At 59.9% G+C, this 21,085-nt stretch carries 15 protein-coding genes and 1 tRNA gene; 4 read left to right on the forward strand and 12 right to left on the reverse strand.

The genetic code is table 11. The annotated features are described in order from the left end of the window. The first annotated feature begins 25 nt into the window (after positions 1-25). Together ISP15_RS15000 and oxyR are read left to right on the forward strand one after the other, a co-directional pair. Positions 26-1,999, forward strand: coding sequence for a S8 family peptidase (locus ISP15_RS15000; protein WP_404548453.1), 1,974 nt, complete (start codon positions 26-28; stop codon positions 1,997-1,999). A 205-nt stretch (positions 2,000-2,204) separates the two neighbouring features. After that, positions 2,205-3,149: a DNA-binding transcriptional regulator OxyR gene (gene oxyR, locus ISP15_RS15005; protein ID WP_404548454.1), complete on the forward strand. Its 945-nt coding sequence runs from the start codon at positions 2,205-2,207 to the stop codon at positions 3,147-3,149. Between the two features lie 180 nt (positions 3,150-3,329). On the opposite strand, the gene msrA is transcribed toward oxyR, so the two are convergent. The 10 genes from msrA to ISP15_RS15055 form a co-directional block, all read right to left on the reverse strand. After that, positions 3,330-3,974 (reverse strand): peptide-methionine (S)-S-oxide reductase MsrA, encoded by a 645-nt coding sequence (msrA, locus tag ISP15_RS15010; protein ID WP_404548455.1) that lies wholly within the window; start codon positions 3,972-3,974, stop codon positions 3,330-3,332. A gap of 71 nt (positions 3,975-4,045) precedes the next feature. Then, complete coding sequence (locus ISP15_RS15015) at positions 4,046-4,564, reverse strand: adenine phosphoribosyltransferase (RefSeq protein ID WP_404548456.1); 519 nt, start codon at positions 4,562-4,564, stop codon at positions 4,046-4,048. Positions 4,565-4,582: 18 nt separating this feature from the next. Next, positions 4,583-5,518, reverse strand: coding sequence for a DMT family transporter (locus ISP15_RS15020; protein ID WP_404548457.1), 936 nt, complete (start codon positions 5,516-5,518; stop codon positions 4,583-4,585). Positions 5,519-5,523: 5 nt separating this feature from the next. Then, a complete protein-coding gene (locus ISP15_RS15025; RefSeq protein WP_404548458.1) occupies positions 5,524-5,802 on the reverse strand; it encodes a putative signal transducing protein in 279 nt (92 codons plus the stop codon). Between the two features lie 40 nt (positions 5,803-5,842). After that, the gene (locus ISP15_RS15030; protein ID WP_404548459.1) at positions 5,843-6,805 is read right to left on the reverse strand and encodes a Nudix family hydrolase; all 963 of its coding nucleotides are present in this window, start codon (positions 6,803-6,805) and stop codon (positions 5,843-5,845) included. Between the two features lie 9 nt (positions 6,806-6,814). Next, positions 6,815-7,303: a dihydrofolate reductase gene (locus tag ISP15_RS15035; protein WP_404548460.1), complete on the reverse strand. Its 489-nt coding sequence runs from the start codon at positions 7,301-7,303 to the stop codon at positions 6,815-6,817. 207 nt (positions 7,304-7,510) lie between these two features. Next, positions 7,511-8,305, reverse strand: coding sequence for a thymidylate synthase (locus tag ISP15_RS15040; RefSeq protein WP_404548461.1), 795 nt, complete (start codon positions 8,303-8,305; stop codon positions 7,511-7,513). A gap of 10 nt (positions 8,306-8,315) precedes the next feature. After that, a complete protein-coding gene (gene lgt, locus ISP15_RS15045; protein ID WP_404548462.1) occupies positions 8,316-9,212 on the reverse strand; it encodes a prolipoprotein diacylglyceryl transferase in 897 nt (298 codons plus the stop codon). A gap of 304 nt (positions 9,213-9,516) precedes the next feature. Then, positions 9,517-10,404: a transglycosylase SLT domain-containing protein gene (locus ISP15_RS15050; RefSeq protein ID WP_404548463.1), complete on the reverse strand. Its 888-nt coding sequence runs from the start codon at positions 10,402-10,404 to the stop codon at positions 9,517-9,519. Between the two features lie 1,294 nt (positions 10,405-11,698). Beyond that, positions 11,699-16,039 carry an RHS repeat-associated core domain-containing protein gene (locus tag ISP15_RS15055; protein WP_404548464.1) on the reverse strand — a complete coding sequence of 1,447 codons (4,341 nt, stop codon included), beginning with the start codon at positions 16,037-16,039 and terminating at the stop codon, positions 11,699-11,701. 748 nt (positions 16,040-16,787) lie between these two features. Here ISP15_RS15055 and ISP15_RS15060 point away from each other — a divergent pair. Further along, complete coding sequence (locus ISP15_RS15060) at positions 16,788-17,300, forward strand: trypsin-like serine protease (protein WP_404548465.1); 513 nt, start codon at positions 16,788-16,790, stop codon at positions 17,298-17,300. Between the two features lie 792 nt (positions 17,301-18,092). Continuing rightward, on the forward strand, positions 18,093-19,226 hold the full coding sequence (locus ISP15_RS15065) for a glycosyl hydrolase family 28-related protein (RefSeq protein ID WP_404548466.1): 1,134 nt from the start codon (positions 18,093-18,095) through the stop codon (positions 19,224-19,226). Between the two features lie 286 nt (positions 19,227-19,512). Here the strand turns inward: ISP15_RS15065 and ISP15_RS15070 are convergent. Continuing rightward, positions 19,513-19,589 (reverse strand) — tRNA-Asn (locus ISP15_RS15070). A gap of 69 nt (positions 19,590-19,658) precedes the next feature. Next, positions 19,659-21,041 carry a nucleotide 5'-monophosphate nucleosidase PpnN gene (ppnN, locus tag ISP15_RS15075; RefSeq protein WP_404548468.1) on the reverse strand — a complete coding sequence of 461 codons (1,383 nt, stop codon included), beginning with the start codon at positions 21,039-21,041 and terminating at the stop codon, positions 19,659-19,661. Between the last annotated feature and the right edge of the window lie 44 nt (positions 21,042-21,085).

Raw genomic sequence — 21,085 nt, forward strand, 5'->3', positions numbered from 1 at the left:
GTCTCCTCACTTCAAGGAACCTCATATGAAGCCATTCCCTTCCATTCGCATCAGCGCCATCGTCGCTGCCCTTGCCGTCGCCATTCCAACGGCCCAGGCGGCCGACGCTTCCGCCCTGCCTGCGCCAAAAGCGCTTGCCAGGCTGAGCGTGGCAACCGAAGCAAACCAGACCTACAACCGTTTCATCGTGACCTATCGCGATGGCACCAGCGAACGCAGCAACCGCAATAACGCCGTGCAGAACATCAACGCCGCCATCGGCCGCGCGGGCCTCGGCCGCGCAACGATTTCATCCACCGGCGCCACGATCGCGCCGCTGCAAGCCAGTTACCAGCGCAAGCTGGCCATCGGCGCCGACTTGATCCGCACCTCGCGCGCCTTGAACCAAAGCGAGGCAAACAGCTTGATGCGGCAGATCGCTGCGGACCCCGCGGTTGCGCATGTGCAACCGGATTTCAAGATGCATGCGGTACGCGATATCGCGGCTCCTGCCGACTTGCAGGCGCGCGCCCAGGCCGCGATGCAGGCCTTTACGCCCGACGATCCCAACTATGCGCAATATCAGTGGGATTACTGGGATGCCACCGGCGGCGCCAATACCAATAATGCATGGGAACTGGCCGATGGCACTGGCGTTACCGTGGCGGTGATCGACACCGGCATCACCCAGCACCCGGATCTCGACCTGTCATTGGCGGACGAAGGCTACGATTTCATCAGCGATGCTTACGTATCCGGCCGGGACACCGACGATCGCGCACCAGGCGGCTGGGACCTTGGCGACTGGACCACTACCGAACCCTATCTCAGCGATACCACTTGCGTGAGTGCCGACAACCCGGCCGAACCCAGCAGCTGGCATGGCACGCATGTCGCCGGCACGGTTGCCGAGCTGACCAACAATGGTATCGGCATGGCCGGCACGGCGTACAACGCCAAAGTCCTGCCCTTGCGCGCACTCGGCCATTGCGGCGGCTACACCTCCGATATCGTCGATGCAATCGAATGGGCATCGGGCGGCCATGTGGAAGGCGTCCCGGACAATACGCATGTTGCACAAGTGATCAACATGAGCCTCGGCAGCGGTGATGCATGCACGGCTAACGACGCGACCGGCGTAGCGGTAGCGGATGCATTGGGCCGCGGTACGACCGTGGTGGTCGCGGCCGGCAATTCCGGCGCCGACGTAGCGAATTTTTCACCGGCAAGCTGTCCGGGCGTGATCGCCGTGGCGTCGAGCGGCATTACCGGCAAGCGCGCGTTCTATTCCAACTATGGCGCGGGTGTCACGCTCGCCGCTCCAGGCGGCGGCATCTATGCGAACGATGCCAGTTCGGGCCAGCAGGTGAATGAGGGATTCGTGTGGTCTGCCATCAATGACGGTGATACGACTCCGGAGAATCCCACCTACGGCGGTTACGCCGGAACCTCGCAAGCCACGCCGCACGTGGCCGGCACGGTTGCCCTGATGTTGAGCGCGGCGCAAGCCGCCGGTTTGGCTGCACCGTCGCCTGCGGACATCAAAAACATGCTGGTCGGCTCGGCACGTCCCTTCCCGGTGGCCGAAGACCATCCGATCGGCGCGGGCATTGTCGACGCCGCCGCCGCCGTCAATGCCGCGCTGGGTAATGACAGTGGCAATCCCGATGATGGCGCGAATGCCATTGCGCTAACCAACGGCGTCATCCTGCCGGGTCAATCCGCAGGCTACAACGGCAGCATTCTTTACTCGATCGTCGTACCCGCTGGCGCCACCACGCTGAATATCCGCAGCCTCGGTGGTTCGGGCGACACGACGCTGTACGTAAAGGCCGGCAGCGCGCCCAGCGCCGATGGCAGCAATGCGGATTTCGTCTCGGCCAAGCCGGGCAACAACGAAGCTGTCGTCATTCCCAAGCCGCAGGCGGCCACCTACTACATTCTGCTGGCGGCGAAGAAAGCCGATACACAGGTGTACAACTTCACCAACGTTTCGGTGCTGGCTGCTTACAAGCCCTGAAAAAAAAACCTCCTGCAAAGGGCATTACCGAAGACCCCGGCCGTGCGCCGGGGTCTTTTTTTAAGAACGCGATCGCCATGCGGCGCCCGCGAAGAAAAATACCGGCGATGACGTGCGCCGATCGAACTTGCATTGTCTACATCGATTGTTACCACAGGGTTCATAGCCATGGCCTATTATCGGGCGATCACTCCGGGGACAGGCCATGAATCTGCGCGACCTCCACTATCTGGTTTCCCTTGCCGAGCATCGGCATTTCGGACGTGCCGCGGAGGCATGCTTTGTCAGCCAGCCAACCCTTTCCACACAGATCAAGAAGCTGGAGGACGAGCTGGGCGTCGCCCTGGTCGAGCGCACGCCGCGCAAGGTATTGCTGACCGAAGTAGGCCGCGAGATCGCCAACCGGGCACGCGATGTATTGAATGAGATCGAGCAGATCAAGGGTATCGCGCGGCGCACGGTGGATCCGGAAGCGGGCACGGTAAAGCTGGGCATCTTTCCTACGCTGGGTCCTTACCTGCTGCCCCATGTGGTACCGATGCTAGGCAAGCGTTTTCCGCGCCTGGAGTTGCTGCTGGTGGAGGAAAAGACCGAAACGGTCTTGCACCGCCTCCGCGAAGGAAAACTGGACGCCGGCATTCTCGCCCTTCCGCTGCACGACGATAACCTGCACGCCGAATTCCTGTTCGAGGAACCGTTCCTGTTGGCCGTACCGCAATCGCATCCCCTGGCTCACCGGACCCAGCTGAAGCTCTCCGATCTTTCCGATCAGAACCTGCTGCTGCTAGAAGACGGTCATTGCCTGCGCGACCAGGCGCTGGAGGTCTGCCATATGGCCGGCGCTGGCGAGAAGAGCGGCTTTCGCGCCACCAGCCTCGAGACGCTGCGCCAGATGGTTGCCTCCAATGTTGGCATTACGCTGTTGCCCACGCTCGCGGTGAAACCGCCGGTGGCGCAGGCACCGAACCTGCAATTGATCGAATTCAGCGGCCATCCGCCCAGTCGCCGCATTGCGATGGTGTGGCGCAAGAGCTCGGCGATGGGCGATTTCCTGCAACAACTGGCGGAAGTATTCAGGAGCTTGCCGCACGGCTTGCTCGATCCGCACAGCGCCGTGAGCGCGCCGGGCAGGCGGCGCCGTATCGCCTGATCGTTGCCGATCAACGCAAGATTGAACTACGCGGCGGTAACGGCTGGCGCGAATAAGAGCATGAACGCACTAGCGTCGTGAGCCGGCCACCGTAACACTGGCATCCATGCTTAAGCATGGCGCGAAAGGATTGCGCGCTGCCCGCGTGCCCTGCGTTGGGCAGCATCACTGCCGGCTATCTCAAACTCCCACCGGACACGACACGCCAGTCCCGCCCAAGCCGCAATAGCCATCCGGATGTTTCGACAGGTATTGCTGGTGTTCGTCTTCGGCAAAATAGAACGGTGCGGCCATGGCGATCTCGGTAGTAATGGCGCCATGGCCCGCGCGCGCGAGTTCCGCCTGGAAGCGCCTGGCCGACGCCTCGGCAGCCTCGCGTTGCGCCACGCTGGACGTATAGATGGCCGAACGATATTGCGTGCCGGTGTCATTACCCTGTCGCATGCCCTGGGTCGGATCGTGACTTTCCCAGAACACTTTCAACAGCGCGTCCAACGATATCGAGCCCGGATCGTAAACAACCTGCACCACCTCGGCATGACCCGTCATGCCCGAGCACACTTCGCGATAGCTGGGATTGGGCGTGTAGCCGCCGGCGTAGCCCACCGCCGTAGTGAGCACGCCGGGAAGGCTCCAGAACTTGCGCTCCGCGCCCCAGAAGCAGCCCATGCCGAACAGCACGCTTTCGCTGCCGGGAAACGCCTCCTGTTGCAGCGCCCGGCCATGCACATGATGGCGGGCGGAAGGCACCAGCGATTGTTTGCGACCGGACAAGGCTTGCTCGGGGCGAGGCAGGCGTTGTTTCCAGGCACCGATACCAAGCATGACCGTACCCTCCTTTCCGTCCGACTGCGGCAATGGATTCCAGGTATAGCCGGAAATCGGTCACGCAACCGTCAATAGTGCAATAACGCATGCAGCGGTACGCTGTCGGGCCACAACGCGCGCCCTTGCAAGGCCAGCAGTTCGATCACCACCGAGGCGCCAACCAAGTCCGCGCCAAGCTGCCCAAGCAGATTGCGCGCCGCGCCCAGGGTACCGCCGGTGGCCAGCACGTCATCCACCAGCAACACACGCTCGCGCTGCCGCAAGGTGTCTACGCGAGCTTCCAGCCGATCGGTGCCATATTCCAGCTGGTAGTCCGCATGCATCACCGGCGGCGGCAGTTTGCCGGGCTTGCGCAGCGGCACAAAGCCGGCGCCCAGTTTCTGGGCGATCGCCGCGGCAAAGATGAAGCCTCGCGATTCGACGCCGCACACCGCCTGCACCTGCGCATCGCGCCACGGCTCGGCCATGGCGTCCACGCAACGCGCAAAAGCGGAGGCATCGGCAAGCAGCGGCGTGATGTCGCGGAAGACCACGCCCGGTTTCGGAAAATCGGGCACGGCGCGGATCAGGCTTTCAAATGAGCTCATGCATACTCCAGTCGACTTTCAGGCGGTCGCGGCGCGTCGGCGCGGACGCAACGCGCCGAATAGGATACCCGCCAGCGCAAGGATCAGTCCGCTCCAATCGCCGTAACCGGTCGGCCGACCGAGCAAGACCACATCAAGCACGAACGCCAACGCCGGCTGCAACAGCAGCAACAGGCCGACCAGTGAAGCCGGCAGTCGCGGCATGGCCCGCACCATCAGTAGCCATGCGAGCACCTGGCCGAAGAAGCCAAGCGCGATCAAGGCACTCCAGCTGCGCCATCCGTGCAACGCGAAGGAATCGCCTTCGCCCTGCCCCCACAGCCATAGCAGACCCGCACTGAGCAGGCTCATCAAGCCGAGGAATTGCGCTGGCGGCAGGTAGGCGTGCGTTTTCAGTGCGTGGCGGAAACTCAACAGATAGACCGTGTAAGCCACGCCGCTGCCGAGCCCCAGCCAAACGCCCGATCGATGCCGGGCATCGAACATCGACCAATGTGCTCCGACCAGCAGCCACAAGCCGATCATCGCCAGCAGCATGCCCGGCAGGAAGCCGCGGGCGGGACGCTCGCGCAAGAACGCGAATCCAACCAGTGCCATCAGGAAAACCTGCAAATTGGTGAGCAGCGTGGCGATGCCCGGTCCCACCCACAGGATGCTGCGGTGCCATTGGATCAGATCGGCGGAAAATCCCGCCGCCGGGAGCGCAGCCAGCCAGGCATCACGCCATCCGATCCGTTGCCATCCACCGCTCATCGCCACCCATGCCAGCAATATGGCACCACCGAAAAGCATCCGGTAAAAAGCGGATACCGTGGGCGCGGCGTGTGCATAGACCACGAACAGGCTGGTGCTGGAGAGCAACGCTGCGCCGATGGCCATCTGGACGATGGCGGCGCGTCCGGGCAGGTCGTGGCCGGCGTCCGCGCACGCCGCCGCAGTGGATGCTTCAGGCATTGGATTTAACCCGGCGCTGGCAACAAATCGCCCGGATCGTCATCCAGTTCCATGATCGCCTGGCGGGCCTCGGCCAGTGCATGCTCGATCTCGCGGATGACCGGCTCGGCCGCTTCCAGGCTCGACTCGGGTACCAGCACCGCGACATAGTCCAATGCAGGCAGCTGTCCGACACCCCCCGTCAGGTATTCGCCGGCGATAAAAGCAGGTATCTCGGCGCCTTCGAGCGCATCCTTCACCAGGTGGGCGTCAATCAGGTTCCGGGCTCGGTAAACAATGCGCATGGATGCACGCTACTGCCGCTCGCCTCGCCGGGCAAGCATGTCACCAGAAAGCACTAATGCCGGCGACTCCCTGGCCGCCATGCCGACGCGCTTCATCGACGTGCCCCGGAGTCATGCCGCCGAGCGCGTATACCGGTAGCGCAGCCGTTTCGGCCATGGCCGCAAACGAGGACCAGCCCAGCGTCACGGCGTCCGGGTGGCTGCCGGTTGGAGCTACTGGAGAAAGCGTGGCGAAGTCGGCGATGCGTGCACTCTCGGTGAGTTGGGCCTCATCGTGACAACTCGCCCCGATCAACTGCGTCCACGGCAACGGACGGTGCGTCAAGGTAAGCAGTTGCGAGGACGTCAGATGCGCGCCAACGCCCGGACCAAGGAGGCGCGCGCCGTCGATATCGCCATTGAGCAACAGGCAGGCATCGCACGCCATGGCGCGCGGCTGCAGACGCGCCGCCAGCTTGCGCACTTGCTCGATCGGCCAGCGCGGAAACCGCAATTGGATCAGGCGGACGCCTCGCGCCAGCGCCGCCTCGACGCGCGCCTGCCATAGCTCGATCTGCCCGGCTATCGCATCCGCCGGCGTAATCGCATACAGCGGCGGCAAGCGTATCGCCTGCAAAATAGGCCGGTCGGCCGGAGCGAGACCGGCAAGCCTGGCCGCGGAAGGCAGCGTCCAGTGCAAAGCCTGGCCTTCAAGGGAATCCGGGATACCGACCCAGCGCGTGAATTGCCATGCGTCCAGCAGCAGATCGCGCTCGCCGTAGCGCCAGGGCACGCGAATCAGCGGCATCCCATCGACGGGATCGATATGGATACCCAATTCCTCGCGCAGCTCACGCGCCAAAGCATCCTGCGGGCGCTCACCCGGTTCGCGCTTGCCGCCCGGGAATTCCCACGAGCCCGCCAGATGCTTGCCTTCGGGACGTTGCGCCAGCAGTACCCTGCCCTGCGCATCGCGCAATATGCCGGCCATCACGTGCATCGGTGCGCCGGCACGATTGCTCACGGGATGCGATCAGTGATTGCGGATGTACTCGACCATGTCGAAGTCGTAGCTATGGTCGCTGTCTTTCTTGTGATGCGTGCGCTTGACCTCGGTCCAGTCACTGAAATGGATGCCGGGGAAGAAGGTATCGGCGCCGTCGACCGCCGCGCTGACCCAGGTGAGATACAGCCGCTGCGCCGCGGGCAGCGCGTCCTGGAACACCTTGCCGCCACCGATCACCATCAGGCCGGTGCCATTGGAGCGCGCCTGCGCTTCCTCGATCGAACGCACGGTGACCTGGCCGGGAAACGGCGCCTCGTGCCGGTGCGACAGCACCAGATTCTCGCGTTCCGGCAGCGCCCGCCCGATCGACACCGCCGTGTTGTAACCCATCAGCACGTATTTGCCGACCGTCAACTGCTTGAACCACTTCAGGTCATCCGGAAGATGCCAGGGAAGCTGGCCCTTGCGACCGATTGCGAAATTCTCGTCGAGGGCTGCAATCAACGAAATGGCCATGGAAGCTCCGGCTGGTGACGGGTGGGTCGAACGACACAGGCGGCCAGCTCCATTGCCGGCCACGCAGACCGGCCATTATAGCGTTCGGAACGGAAGCCGCCATGATCGCCGAACGAATTTCATGCCCATGACGGCCGCAGGCCCGGGATCGCATCCGCGATCCGCTTCCATTCGTCTTCGACCGGGAAGGGAGCGCCTGCGCCCCGGTCAGACCGCCACCGGCGCCTTGATGGCCGCGTGCGGGTGGTATTCCTCGATCGCGATGTCCTCGAAGCGGAAATCGAAGATCGAAGCGACATCCGGATTAAGCGTCAGCCGCGGCAACGCCCGGGGCTCGCGCGTCAACTGCAAGCGCGCCTGCTCCAGGTGATTGCTGTACAGGTGCGCATCACCCAGCGTATGCACGAAATCGCCCACGCCCAGGCCGCACACTTGCGCAATCATGTGGGTCAGCAAGGCATAACTGGCGATGTTGAAAGGCACGCCGAGAAAGATATCGCCGGAGCGCTGGTACAGCTGGCAGCTGAGCTTGCCTTCCGCCACGTAGAACTGGAACAGCGCATGGCACGGCATCAGCGCCATCTTCGACAGCTCGCCCACGTTCCATGCGCTGACCAGCAGGCGACGCGAGTCGGGATTGCGCTTGATCTCGTCGACGACCCAACGGATCTGGTCGACCGTGCGGCCGTCCGGCGTCGGCCACGCACGCCACTGCTTGCCGTAGACCGGGCCAAGATCGCCGTGCTCGTCGGCCCATTCGTCCCAGATGCTGACCCCGTGTTCTTTCAAATACGCGATGTTGGTATCGCCACGCAGGAACCAGATCAGCTCGTGCACGATGGACTTCAGGTGCAGCTTCTTGGTAGTAACCAGCGGAAAACCCTGGTTGAGATCGAAGCGCATCTGCCAGCCGAACACGCTGCGCGTACCCGTACCGGTGCGATCGGTCTTTTCCGTGCCGTGTTCCAGCACATGGCGAAGCAGGTCGAGGTAAGCGCGCATGGGCCGGAGTCTACGCTGACTTGGCTATGCCGGCGCTCGCCAGCGGTAGCGTCGGTGCGCGGCGTGATAACCAGAGCAGCCACAGGCCGATGGCAATCAACGGCAACGACTGGATCTGGCCCATGGTCAACCACCCCCATGCCAGATAACCCAGCTGGGCATCCGGCACGCGCACGAACTCCACCATGAAACGGAAGCAGCCGTACAGCAACGCGAACAACCCGGAAATCAGGTAACGCGGGCGCGGCTTCATCGACACCAGCCACAGCACCGTGAACATCACCACGCCCTCCAGTGCCATTTCATAGAGTTGCGAGGGATGCCGCGGCAGGCCGCCGTATTGCTGCATCAGCCGGGCAAACTGCGGATGGCTGGCAGCCAGCGCCGCGTCTTCATCGTGGGCATTGGGGAAAATCATCGCCCATGGCACCGAACCGGGCTTGCCCCATAGCTCGCCATTGATGAAGTTGCCCAGCCGGCCCAGCCCAAGCCCGATCGGCACCAGCGGCGCGACAAAGTCCACCGTATCGAAGAAATGCAGCCTGTGACGGCGCGACCACCAGAACCCCGCCACCAGCACGCCCAGCAAGCCGCCGTGGAAGCTCATGCCGCCGTCCCATACGCGGAACAATGCCTGCGGCTCGGTCCAGATCCAGCGGATGCCGTCCGCGTAATAGAACAGCATGTACCAGATCCGCCCGCCGACGATCACACCCATCATCGCGTAAAAGACCAGGTCGCCCAGCGCATCGCGATTGACCGGCAGCCGCCCCTGCCGGCGCCGGTATTCGCCCAGCATCCAGCCGCCGACGAAACCGAGCAGGTACATCAGCCCGTACCAATGGATCTGCACCGGCCCCAGATGCAGGGCGACCGGATCGAATTGCACGACGAAAGGTTGCGACATGATGTAGCCGATGAGGGCAAAGCGTGGAGTTTAGCCGCCTGGCAGCAAGACGTCAGGATCACCGCCACCACGAGGGCATCCGCCTTGGCACCTTCTTTCGCAGCATGGCCATCGACCGGGAGAATGCAATGGCGGCACGACGCCCAGGCCGAATACCGCCAGGGAAATGGAACACGCGGCAATTCCTTCTACGTGCAGGCGCGCAGGCGGAACGATAAGAAATGAATACATCGGCCCGGACATGCAGTCGAATTAAACGGCCGCCTGTGGCGGGAACCGGCCTCCAGGCCAGCCCTGTCCGGCATCAACCGCCCGGATGCGCCGCCTGCCCCTGCGATGACGCGCGTGCCAGCACCATTGCGCCCGAAGGCGAGCTTCCCAACGCCGTCTTCAGCGCACGATAGACGCCCAGCACCGCCTGCCCATAGCCGCGCGCCAGTGCCACATCGTGACTGTGGTAGTAGCCGATGCGCAGCACCGGATCGCGGCTTTCCTGCATGGCCTGGCGCAGCAGACCGGTACCCACGTCGATGTTGCGGACCGGATTGAGCAAGGCGATCGGATCGGGTTCGATATTGCGGTGCATCGGGTAATACACCTGCATGATGCCAACATCCTGTACCGGCAGGGCCAGCAGATGCGCCAGCTGGATGGCGTGTTCGGAATCGGCGCGCGAACCCGAGTGCAGGCGCCCATTGATGCGCACGACCCACGGCGAAGGCGCGATCGAACCATCCGCTTGCGCGCTTTTGGTTTCGACCAGGGCCACGGCATAGATCAACACCGGATCGATACGGTAACGCGCACCAGCCTTGGCCCACAGACTGGTCGGCGAGGTGATATCGAGATTGAATCCGCCGTCACGCAGTGCCTGTACCGGCGCCGCCATCACCAGGCGCCGCATGTCGCTGCCGGACAAAATCGACGGCAGCACGGGACTCGACCATGGCGAGCGCCGGGAAAGGCGCGCGGTGAGATGCGGCGCGCCAATCATCGGCATGGGCGCCAGCGGCGCCGTCAACGCGGGCGGCTCGATGCTCATCGCCACGGGTATGGGCGGCAAACCTGGCGAATGCCAGTAATACGTCACGATCGCCACCACCGCCGTACTCGCGGCGATCGCCAACGTATTGGCCGCGGGTTGCCGGCAGGTGCTGACGTGGCGCCGGGCGGCCAGCAACAGCGTGGACATGTCACTCGCCGCCCGGGGCAACGATGTGCCGTAGGCAACACTGCGCATCCGCCATGGACGCGCGGTGCATGGGCTGCAAGTGAGACGATCCAGGCCCACCGGAACATGGCGTCCGGCAGCCCAGCCGCGCGGGTCCACGAACAAGATCTTCTGGCCGGAAGGTGGCGGTAAGGCGCCGGTCCGTTGCCCCCTGAAGGTGGCCGGCGCGCAGAGCAGGACGCGCTGGGTCACTCTTGGCCCCGACGGACTACCCGGCAGACCGCCGCCAGCAGCCATCGGGAGGCGCGCCGCGTTCCGCGCGGGATCGCGCCGGGGCCGAAGTGGCGGCTTTTCGTCAGTCAGGTCAAGAGGAGCTTGCAACAGCAACACGAGCGTCATCCGTTTGGCGCCAGTCGGCCGGTCGCATAAACAAGCACAAATCGGGCCGGATAGCCATCACACGGCGTTGACAGCATGCAGCCTTGTCCCAACGCCCTCGGTGGCGGGCGGCCCCAAACGGGCTCGTTTGGCTCTGGGCTGGATGTCATTTCCGGCAAAGCTTTCGAACGCCCGGCGTGGCAATTGTCTTGACTCGGCTTCCCGACAACGCCGTTTTCGTTTGCGCCTGCCACCCATCGTTGATGGGTTACTGCACGTCCATGTCCGCGATGGGCACGCCTGCATGAATCCAAGCGCTGCAACCACCCTCGGTTGAGGAGTATCTGCCCCATTGGGAATGCACAACGGCGTATCAGCACGGGAGCCGCAATGCCCACATCCGCCAATGCGCAACAGCGGCGCTCATGGCGAGCGCGACCAAACCAAAACTCCATCACCTTGGGAAGCACTGACCTTGAAGCCACTTCGCTATGCACCCGCAGCCTTATTGATCATTGCCGTGACGGCTCATGCCATCGTCATCCGGCACGATGTACCCGATGCCAGATACTTCGTACCTCCCGTTCAGGGTCACCTGCCGGGCCCAAGGTTTCAACTTTCGCCGATTCAGGGGTTTTCTAGCGCTATTGACTCTTCACCGTTTCGATCTTCTGTCCAATATCGGCTTTGTCATCGTCATCCATAGCCCTCCACCTACGAAAATAGACTCGAATGTGCTGACAACCAGAATACGGATAATGCGATCCAACGTTAATATCCCTTGAGCATGACTTTTAAAAAAAAACACAAGAAAGGTTGGAAGCCCAATGGCAATTCCGGCTAAAGCCACGTTTCCGAGAGCAGACCTACTTGCCCACGTCATGAATTTTGAACCAATGACTCGTTTTAGCATATTCATGATGCAAGCATCCCATCATCAATTAGGACAGTCGCCAGTGTCCCACGGACCCGTGGCAGTTTGTGTCGGAATTGACTGTTGTGGAGGAGACATGGGGGGTGTTAGAGCATAGCCAGCCGCCTCACCCCCGACGCTACCGGCGGCACCACCGGCTATTGCCCCAATGGCAAGTGAGGCGATCGGCTCTCCAGCAATTGCGTCCATAGCTTCTAAACTAGCTACGCCTTCGACGCCTACGGCGGCAGCCGCAGCTTCGCCAAGCTCCACTTCCGGAAATCCAATGATGTTGGCGACAACGGCACCCCCTAATAGAGCGCCACCAGTAATCCCAACCTCTGCGCCTGCTCCCATGTTGCTTGCTAAGTTCGGATTATAATTTGGGCTTGCATTGGGGTCCGGCGTTAACGCTAACGATCCTACCGGACACACTCCCATGCAAATCGGGTAAGCAAGTCCTCTTGGATCAGCAACATTCAACGGGTTGGTACCAACATAGGCATAGCTATTGATGCCACCGATCAATCCTAGCGGGTCGCTCTCGACATACCGTCCCGTCGCGGAGTCATAGTCCCGATTAACGTTGTAAAACAACCCTGTCTCTTCATCGAAGTACTGGCCGGGGAATCGACTATAGAACGCATTCGTCCCCGAATACGACTGCTGCCCAAACGCATTGTTCAACCACGGCCAGCTGTAAACCGTGGTACCGCCGGTCGTCAACGCTGCCCGCAGCGTGCCCAAGTGATCTGCGTAAAGGTTATTGATACCCGGCGCGGTAACACCCGCATCGGTAGCGCTGGCCATCACGATGCCGTCGACATAGACGTATTCGCGAAAATTCGTGGCGGTGAAGTACTCGCCATAGAGATTGCCGGTGCCGTTGGGGTCATACACCGTGGCGATCTGTCCGGTACTCGGTGTGGTGACCGTGCGCCACACACGCTGGCCGTCGCCGTTGTACTGGTATGTGGCAATCGTAGTGCTCCCGCTGGTGACGGCGGTAAGGCGATTGCGATTGTCATAGCCAAGACCCATCACCGCGCCGTTGGGATCGACCATCGCAGTGGTGTTGCCGTTGACGTCCACGTTGCGCGCCTGACCTGCGATATTGATCAACTGATGTGTGCCGGGGTTGTAGGTGTAGGTCTGCGTGCCTTGCGGCGTGGTCGTGCTAAGACGGTCACCGGTCGGGTTATAAGTGAGGCTTTGTTCCAACGCGCCACCGGCATTGAGCGTGGCGGTGAGACGATCCAGCGGATCGTACTGGTAAGTTTCGCTGGGCGGGTTGGCGCCTGCATTGTTACCTTCGGCCTGGATGCGTCCCTTCGCATCGCGCAGGAAGTGCAGGGTAAGGCCCGTGCTCACCAAATCGGTAAGCCGATAATTGGCGTCGTAGCTACGCGTGACCGACTGGCCGCCCGGGAACGTGTAGCCACTGACCGGCCCGAAGGGCAGATAGGTAACATTAGTAACCAGCGGCGTGAGTGTCGCGTTAGTGTAGCTGCCGTAAGGGCCGGACTGCTGGCGATAGTTGATCGTGGTGATGCGACCATCACCGTCGTGGCCGTACTGCAGATCAAAACCTGAGGGGTATTGCAGCCATGCAACGCGGCGGCCGGGGGTGTAGGCATAACCATAAGTGTACCAAGTGCCATGGATCACCTGACGCACTTCCTGGATATCGCCCTGATTGGTATAGCACCATGCGGTAGTGCCGGATGCATCGGTCATGCCAGTGCGGTGACCGATGTTATAACCCGTGCAGCCGCTGATCGGCGTAGCCTGATCGTACGTGTAGGTTATGTTGAGGGCAGACTGCGCCGGATAGCTCACGCCGATCAGGCGATTGAGCGCATCATACCTGTACTGCGTGATCACGCCACGCGCGTCGGTTTTGCTGATCAGGTTGCCGGCGGCATCGAACGTGTTGCCAGTGGAGCCGGTGTCGGGGCTGACCTGTCCTGTCGCATCACCCAGGCCATCGTAGCTATATGCGGTGTCAAGGCTGCTGGGATCGGTGACCTGAGATAGTCGGTTCAGGCTATCGTAGCCATAGGCAGTTTTGGTGTTCTGTGTTGCCGTATCTACACCATCGTAATTATCCAGAGTCTGAACTAGGCGGTTAAGAGCGTCGTAACCCAGTTGGCGCTGAACACCTAAGGCATCGCTGCTCAGAACTAGGTTGCCGTTCGCGTCGTAGCTGTTACTGGCGGCGGCACTGAAAACCGTATTGTTAAGCCCATCGATCACGGTGATGAGTTGGCCGAGAGCGTTGTATTTCCGGGCAAGACTTTTGTGCAGGTCACCGCCACGGTCGTAGATCTGTTCACCCGTTTTATCGCCAGCCGCATCAAGCGTGTACTGAATGTAGTTGCCCAATGCATCCGTGATTTTGTTGAGGCGATGGGCGGCGTCATAGTTGTAGGTGGTGGTGATACCATCCGGATCGGTAACAGTCTGGACTGCCCCATAAGGCGTATAAGTAAAGCTTGTCTTGGCCCCACCTACCGTGCGAGAGGCCAGCCAACCGCGTTGGGTATAGGTCATATCAGTGTTGACGCCGTTGGCATCGGTCGTACGGGTGATACGCCCATCGGCATCATAGGAAGCGATGGTAGTGACATGACTCAGCGCGTCGGTCACCTGATACAGATCTCCGAGTTGATAGCAGGCCGCGCCGGGCGTGCCGCAACTCACTGCGCTACTGCTCGTGTAATAGCTGTAGGTGGTGGTTTGCGTTAGGTCTGTGCGCGGACCAGTGGCCGTCAGAATCAACCCAACCAGCGGGCAATTACTGCTAACCGTCGAGCAATATGTGTAGGCCCAGCGACGCACCCCGGCAGGCACGGCGCCGGTACTGCTACAGCTGTAGCCGGTGGCTGCGCTGTTGGCAGGGTCAATGTCGCAGCGGGCCAATGTTTGACCAATAGCGTTATAGACCCATTGGGTACTGGCTACGATAGTGCCACCCGCATTACTGACCGCGCGAGTGAGTGGAACGCGTAGTGAGGTATTCCACGTCGTGGTAATCGTTCGCTGACTGGATGTCCCCTGCGCATCCACCTCCTGATCTAGCAAGCCGGTGGCGTCGTAGGTTGTCTTTGTGACGTTGCCATTAAAGTCAGTACGTGAAGAGAGATATCCGTTGGCATCATAGGTGGCAGAAGCATTAGGCTGATGGCAAGAAGGGCCACATGGACCACTGACCGTGTTCGTATGTATGGATCCACTCGTTGTTAAAAAGCTCAACGTTACTTGAGCACCCAGGGCATATTGCGCCGTCGTGGTACCGCTACTATTGAAAGTCAACTGAGTCTGATTCACGCCAGATGGCAACGTCGACATCGTTGCTTGCCCTTGCGCGTTGTACCCTATGCTGGTGTAGCGCGTTCCGGTTTCGTCGATATCACCTGTCAGAGCATTCGGAAGATTGGTCCCTCCCGTCAGCGCGCCCTCGTTGTATACATACTGCCTGACCGAATTATCGGGATACGTCACCTTAACTAAATTGCCGTTCGTGTCGTACGAATAGGTGATGTTTCCTCCGTCGGGCAAAGTGATGGTTTGTACGCTGTATATGGGGTAGCCGCCGTTAGGAACGGCCCCTGATTTAGGCTGACTGATCCCCGATTGAACGTAAGTAAAGGACAGCGAGCGCCCCCGCGGATCAGTAACTTTTATTAGATTCCCTGCCCATTGCGAAGGATCGCTGGCTGGTCCATACGTAAGTGTCGTGACTTCGCCATTACGATCAGTGATTGATGTCAATTCACCACTGGCGTTGTAGGTCTCCGTGTCGCGCGCAGCAGCGTCGAAGTACGTCCACCCCATCAGGGTGCCAGCGCTATTAGTTTGCGAAGTAAGCTGATCAGAAACATCTGAAGATGTTGTCCATGGACCAGATGTTGACACGGATTTAAAAGTGATTTGCTTGCCGTCAGAACGCATTGCCACGGCCGTTTCAGGCCAATCCGCGCTCGGATCAGTCAGGGATGAGAAGATAATATTGCGGTCGAAGTTGCTTTGCCAATGTGCACCAACACTTCCAGACATAGCCGCCACATGGCTGTTGTAATATCGGTGAAAGCTTAAATCACCTAGATTTGCATCTGTATCGTCGCGATATTCGTTACCTGTTCCAAGATCAATCGGATCACCTGCACACTGGCACCCAGGATTACCGAGACTTTTACCCGGGTCATAAGGATATTCCGTCGCAGAGACCCAAACCGTTTGTCCGTCGCCGCAGGCAACGTCTACAGTCAAAATCCAATTAGTATTCGTAATTCCTGGGTACAACGTGTAATTGCAGAACGACGCAACTTGGAAACCTGCTTCACTGCAGGCATTGGTCTGCATACCGTAAAGCCAATCTGTAATGGCCGCCTGAACTGTTGCGTCAGCGGGGCCACTCTGTTGACCAGGGTGGCACGCAGGCCAAGCCTGGCTCCCCGGTGTTGCGTAAGGAGGCCCATAATACGTAGTGCCTGAACCCGTTTGAGCTCCGGCAACTCCGATAAGACAGATTGAGAGGCAAAACGCCAGCACCGCAAGACATAGGTAACGCATGCCCCCCTCCTTGATGCGCCGCCATTCGAATGGCCGCACTTACGCGTTTGGATGACGTGACCGGCTTACCCTTCACGAACGCGAGCCGCCCCAGATTCTGCCCCAAGACTGCTTTTGCAGTGCAACCATTGCGCGCCACTATGTGTCATTTTTTCGTGAATTGCGCGAATACCTCGTGTAGGAAAACATCCCTATTTTCTATAGGCTAAAGGCTATTTATTTAGGAAGAGTCTGATTCCATCTCATGGGCTGCGAGAGTTCTATCCGCTGCTGCAGTCATCGCATCGTGTACGAAGTCGAAGGCCAAATGGTGGGCAGTTTCAATTTGCAAGCGCAACACCGGATGAGAACTTGACTATTTCCTCAGTCATGACTTCCTTGGGGGTATCTGCCCATTGGGAATGCACAAAGGCGCATCCAGCACGAAAACCGCAATGCCCACATCCGTCAATGTGCGACAGCGGCGCTCATGGCGAGCGCGACCAAAACCCGAACTCCATCACCTTGGGAGCCTCTTCGCTATGCACCCGCAGCCCTATTGATCATTGCCGTGACGGCTCATGCCATCGTCATCCGGCACGATGTACCCGATGTCAGATACCTCGTATCCGCGACCGACTTACCGGCCCTGGTCGACCTGCCGATGGAAGGACATGGCGTATTGATCGCGAAACGATGGGTCGTCACCGCCGCGCATGCCACCGCGATGATGCGAGCCATGCCGGAGCATGATTACGTGGTGATCAACGGTAAGCGCAGAGACGTCGCCAGGATCGTCCTGTATCCCGACTACGCGGCTGCTTCGGTCACATGGGATCAACTTTTCCAGGCGATGAAATCCACGGATGTCACCACCTGGCTAGCGAGGTATGCAGCTGCCCGCGCTTCCATGCACGATATCGCGCTTATCGAACTAACCCGCCCCGTCGAAGATGTGAGTCCCGTGGCGCGAATCCCACGGCGCCCTACCCTGGCGAACTACGCAAGGCGTACAACCAGATTACCGGCGCCAACCAGCAATGGCTGGTCTACCGCTTCGACTGCGGTGTGAAAGCGCTTCCGTTGGAAGGCGTCGGCGGCGGTGGTGATAGCGGCGGACCCCTGCTGATCGAAGACCACGGAATATGGAAACTGGCAGGCGTAACGCATGGCCTCGACGGGAACGAAAAGATGTGGTCGCAACCCGCTCAGGCAGCTTCCGCCAGGGTATCTGCGGGCAGACTTTTTCCAGTTCCCGCATCTCCTTTCCATGCCCAATGGATCAAAGGTGTCGTGGGCAGCGCCTGGTAACATTCGCTGTGGCGAAGCTTATTAGCGCAACAGCCCCTTCGCTTCTCGTGGTGACGTAACAAATCGGATGAGCTGCGTAGATGCCCGCCTTCGCATGAGGCAAACAACAGAGACAGGATCAAGCGAGTGAAGAGATCTCCGACGTCCCTATTCCGATTCCGGATGCACTTCTTTTTAGCGATCCAGTGGCTGGCGGTACCAAGCTCGCATTGACGAACTCATCGAAATCACTTGGCTTTCATCAGCAAGGATTCGGTAAATAAAAAGTCGTCGCGACGATTCTTTCCCTTTGCGCTCACCAACCTTAATGGGAATCTAGCCAAGCGCCTGTATAAGATGGCCGTGAGCAATGCGTCCAAAGCGAGCATTTTTAATAGAACCACATAACCCTCTTGGAGCCGAGTTGCCGCGGATATACGCGGCGGCGGAATTTTCTTTCAGATGAAACCTGTTTCAGGTTATTTTGCGGACATCAAGTGGATGTGGCGCCTGTGGATTGGCTGATCCATGCCAAGCGTCAATTTAATCGAAACCGCGACAATTCGGAGGTTGTATGGAGCGACGCAAGTTCCTCGGAGTCTTTCCTATCGCTGCGGGCAGCGCATTGTTAATGCACCCCGGCCAAGTAGCTGCCCAGTCGGAACAAAACTCAGGCATATGGACCAACGTCAAAGCGCATGGAGCTGTAGGGGATGGGGCTACAGATGACACGGCGGCTATCTATGCTGCAATTAGTGCTCTTCAGCAAAATAACGACTACCGCGGCGGTATCCTATACTTTCCGGCCGGTCAGTATAAATGTAGTTCGTCCTTATCTTTTGTCGCGTACAGCGAGGGCGATGTTCACAACATAATTGTCAGAGGCGATGGCCCACAATGTACGGTCATTGACTTTACCTCCGCAGGCTCCGCAGCTCCAGGGATAACGTTCGATGCAGGAGCGCAATTTGGCATCGAGGATTTAATGATAAATGGCGCTCCTGGAAACGGAGTGGTCATAGGCAACGGAAATTCCGTGGGCTCTTCCAGTTATTGCTCCTTCTTCTCCTTAAAAAATCTCCGTGTACAGAATTGTGGGGGAAATGGGTTTTTCCTCATCAATGCCTACATGGGCACGGTCTCGGATTGCTGGTCGGCATCCAATGGCGATATAGGTTTTCTTTTTGCCGGCTACCACACTTCGATCGATGTGAATCGATGCTATGCAAGCTCCAACACAGGGATTGGTTGGTCGTTGAATGGCATGACATATTCATCATTTACAGCCTGCGGCTCCGATAAAAATGTTTGGGGCTACGCAATGACAAATATGGTCGGAGTAGCGTTTAACGCATGTGGCGCCGAGAGCAATCAGTGCGAAGGTTGGCTACTCCAAACTAGCACATCCTCAATAAGTGGCCTTCCACCCCAAGTCAATGATATCCATGGCGTAACGTTTACATCTTGCTCCAGTTACTTTAACAGTCAAAAGGGCGCAAATGCATTCGGATCACACATCGCCGCCCTTGCGCAGGACGGAAGGCCGATCCAGTTTAAAATCTCTGGAAACACTTCGTTCTGCAATCCTGGTTCCAGTGTAAGCATGGTGCTAAATGGGAGCGCCGGTGCAATTACCGTCTATGACGAACTTTCATACTTTGATGGGACATGGGTGACATCGGGCTCGGTAACACGCAAGACATTTTGATCCACTTGAAACGATGACGGCGTTACCTCGATCCACGAGATGGTGTCCGCCACCCGCAGCAGACACTCATCCAATCCAAGCCCCAGCATGAATGCGAGCCGCTTGATCCAGACGGCTCTTCTCGGTATTTGCGAGCGCTGCCCGTCCGCAGCCAGCATCCACAATCAAGTCACCTTTCCCAAGCGCGACCCAGCAATGGCGCGACTTCGCGACATGAACGCCCAGTCGACATTGAATATGTGCTGAAAAATAAAAAGGGCCTACCGCGAGGTAAGCCCTTGATATTTGGCGCCCGAAGTTGGACTCGAACCAACGACCCCCTGATTAACAGTCAAGTGCTCTAACCGGCTGAGCTATTCGGGCGGGGAGCTGCATAGTTTGGGGAATCCGGGGCCGGCCTGTCAAGCCGGCGACCGGCTTTCTCAACCGACTTTAAGCACTGAGTACGCGGTAGCAAGGCACGTAGGCGCTGCCGCCCGGCAGCTTCATGCGATGTTGCTGCACGAATGCCTGCAGCAGGCGGTCCAGGGCGCGCATGATCTCGGCTTCACCGTCGATTTCGAACGGGCCATGCCGTTCGATCGCCCGCACGCCTTCGTCTTTCACATTGCCGGCCACGATCCCTGAAAAGGCGCGGCGCAGGTCGGCAGCCAGTTCGTGGCGAGGGCGGTTGCGGTGGATGGCCAGCGCGCGCATGGCCTCGTGGGTGGGCACGAACGGCTGTTGGAACGTCAACGGAATGCTGAGCGACCAATTGAAGAAAAAGGCATCCTTGTTGTCCAGGCGATGATTGCGCACTTTGTCCAGGCCACGCACCATGGTGTGCGCCACGGCGATCGGATCGTCCACGATGATCTTGTAGCGCTGCGCCACCTCTTCGCCCAGCGCCAGCTTGAGGAACGTATCGATCTGCTCGAAATACGCGGCCGACTGTTTCGGCCCGGTAAAGATCAGCGGGAACGGAATTCCCGCGTTGTCCGGATGCAACAGGATGCCGAGCAGATAGAGAATTTCTTCCGCGGTACCGACGCCGCCAGGGAACACGATGATGCCGTGGCCCATGCGCACGAAAGCCTCCAGGCGCTTCTCGATATCCGGCATGATCACCAGCTGGTTCACGATCGGATTGGGCGATTCGGCGGCGATGATGCCCGGCTCGGTCAGGCCGATATAGCGGTTGTTGCGGCGCCGCTGCTTGGCGTGCGCGATGGTGGCGCCTTTCATGGGCCCTTTCATCGCGCCGGGGCCGCAACCGGTGCAGATATCCAGGCCGCGCAGGCCGAGCTGGTAGCCGACCGATTTGGTGTATTCGTATTCGTCGCGTGAGATCGAATGGCCGCCCCAGCAGACCGCCAGGTTGGGATCGATCTGTGGCTTGAGGATGCGCGCATTGCGCAGGATCTCGAACACGGCGTGGGTAATGCCGACGGTATCGTGCAGGTCGAAGCCGCCCTGCTCCAGCTGCGTCGATACGTACACGATGTCGCGCACTACCGCCACCAGCAGCTCATTGATGCCGCGGATGATGTGGCCGTCCACGAAGGCCCTGGCCGGCGCGTGCGCCAGCTCGATCTTGATGCCGCGATCCTGCTGCAGCACCTGGATGTCGAAATCCGGGTATTGCTCGAACATGCCGCGCGGATCGTCACCCACTTCTCCCGAGGTCAGCACCGCAAGCGCACAACGGCGCAGCAGGCCATGCAGGCCCGAACCGCTGGCATCGCGCAGTCGCGCCACTTCGTTGCGCGACAGAATATCCAGGCCGCCGGCGGGCGAAATGCGCGCGCTGACCGTGCCGGATTGCAGATTGATCATGGAAATCTCCTTGGTACGACACTTCACCAGCGCACCGGGCGCGC

Source organism: Dyella jejuensis, assembly GCF_044904675.1.
In the GTDB taxonomy this organism is placed as follows: domain Bacteria; phylum Pseudomonadota; class Gammaproteobacteria; order Xanthomonadales; family Rhodanobacteraceae; genus Dyella_B; species Dyella_B jejuensis.

Coding starts and splice junctions, on each gene's coding strand:
- ISP15_RS15000 (WP_404548453.1), top strand. CDS start 26: ATGAAGCCATTCCCTTCCATTCGCATCAGCGCCATCGTCGCTGCCCTT.
- oxyR (WP_404548454.1), top strand. CDS start 2,205: ATGAATCTGCGCGACCTCCACTATCTGGTTTCCCTTGCCGAGCATCGG.
- msrA (WP_404548455.1), bottom strand. CDS start 3,974: ATGCTTGGTATCGGTGCCTGGAAACAACGCCTGCCTCGCCCCGAGCAA.
- ISP15_RS15015 (WP_404548456.1), bottom strand. CDS start 4,564: ATGAGCTCATTTGAAAGCCTGATCCGCGCCGTGCCCGATTTTCCGAAA.
- ISP15_RS15020 (WP_404548457.1), bottom strand. CDS start 5,518: ATGCCTGAAGCATCCACTGCGGCGGCGTGCGCGGACGCCGGCCACGAC.
- ISP15_RS15025 (WP_404548458.1), bottom strand. CDS start 5,802: ATGCGCATTGTTTACCGAGCCCGGAACCTGATTGACGCCCACCTGGTG.
- ISP15_RS15035 (WP_404548460.1), bottom strand. CDS start 7,303: ATGGCCATTTCGTTGATTGCAGCCCTCGACGAGAATTTCGCAATCGGT.
- ISP15_RS15040 (WP_404548461.1), bottom strand. CDS start 8,305: ATGCGCGCTTACCTCGACCTGCTTCGCCATGTGCTGGAACACGGCACG.
- lgt (WP_404548462.1), bottom strand. CDS start 9,212: ATGTCGCAACCTTTCGTCGTGCAATTCGATCCGGTCGCCCTGCATCTG.
- ISP15_RS15050 (WP_404548463.1), bottom strand. CDS start 10,404: ATGTCCACGCTGTTGCTGGCCGCCCGGCGCCACGTCAGCACCTGCCGG.
- ISP15_RS15055 (WP_404548464.1), bottom strand. CDS start 16,039: ATGCAGACCAATGCCTGCAGTGAAGCAGGTTTCCAAGTTGCGTCGTTC.
- ISP15_RS15065 (WP_404548466.1), top strand. CDS start 18,093: ATGGAGCGACGCAAGTTCCTCGGAGTCTTTCCTATCGCTGCGGGCAGC.
- ppnN (WP_404548468.1), bottom strand. CDS start 21,041: ATGATCAATCTGCAATCCGGCACGGTCAGCGCGCGCATTTCGCCCGCC.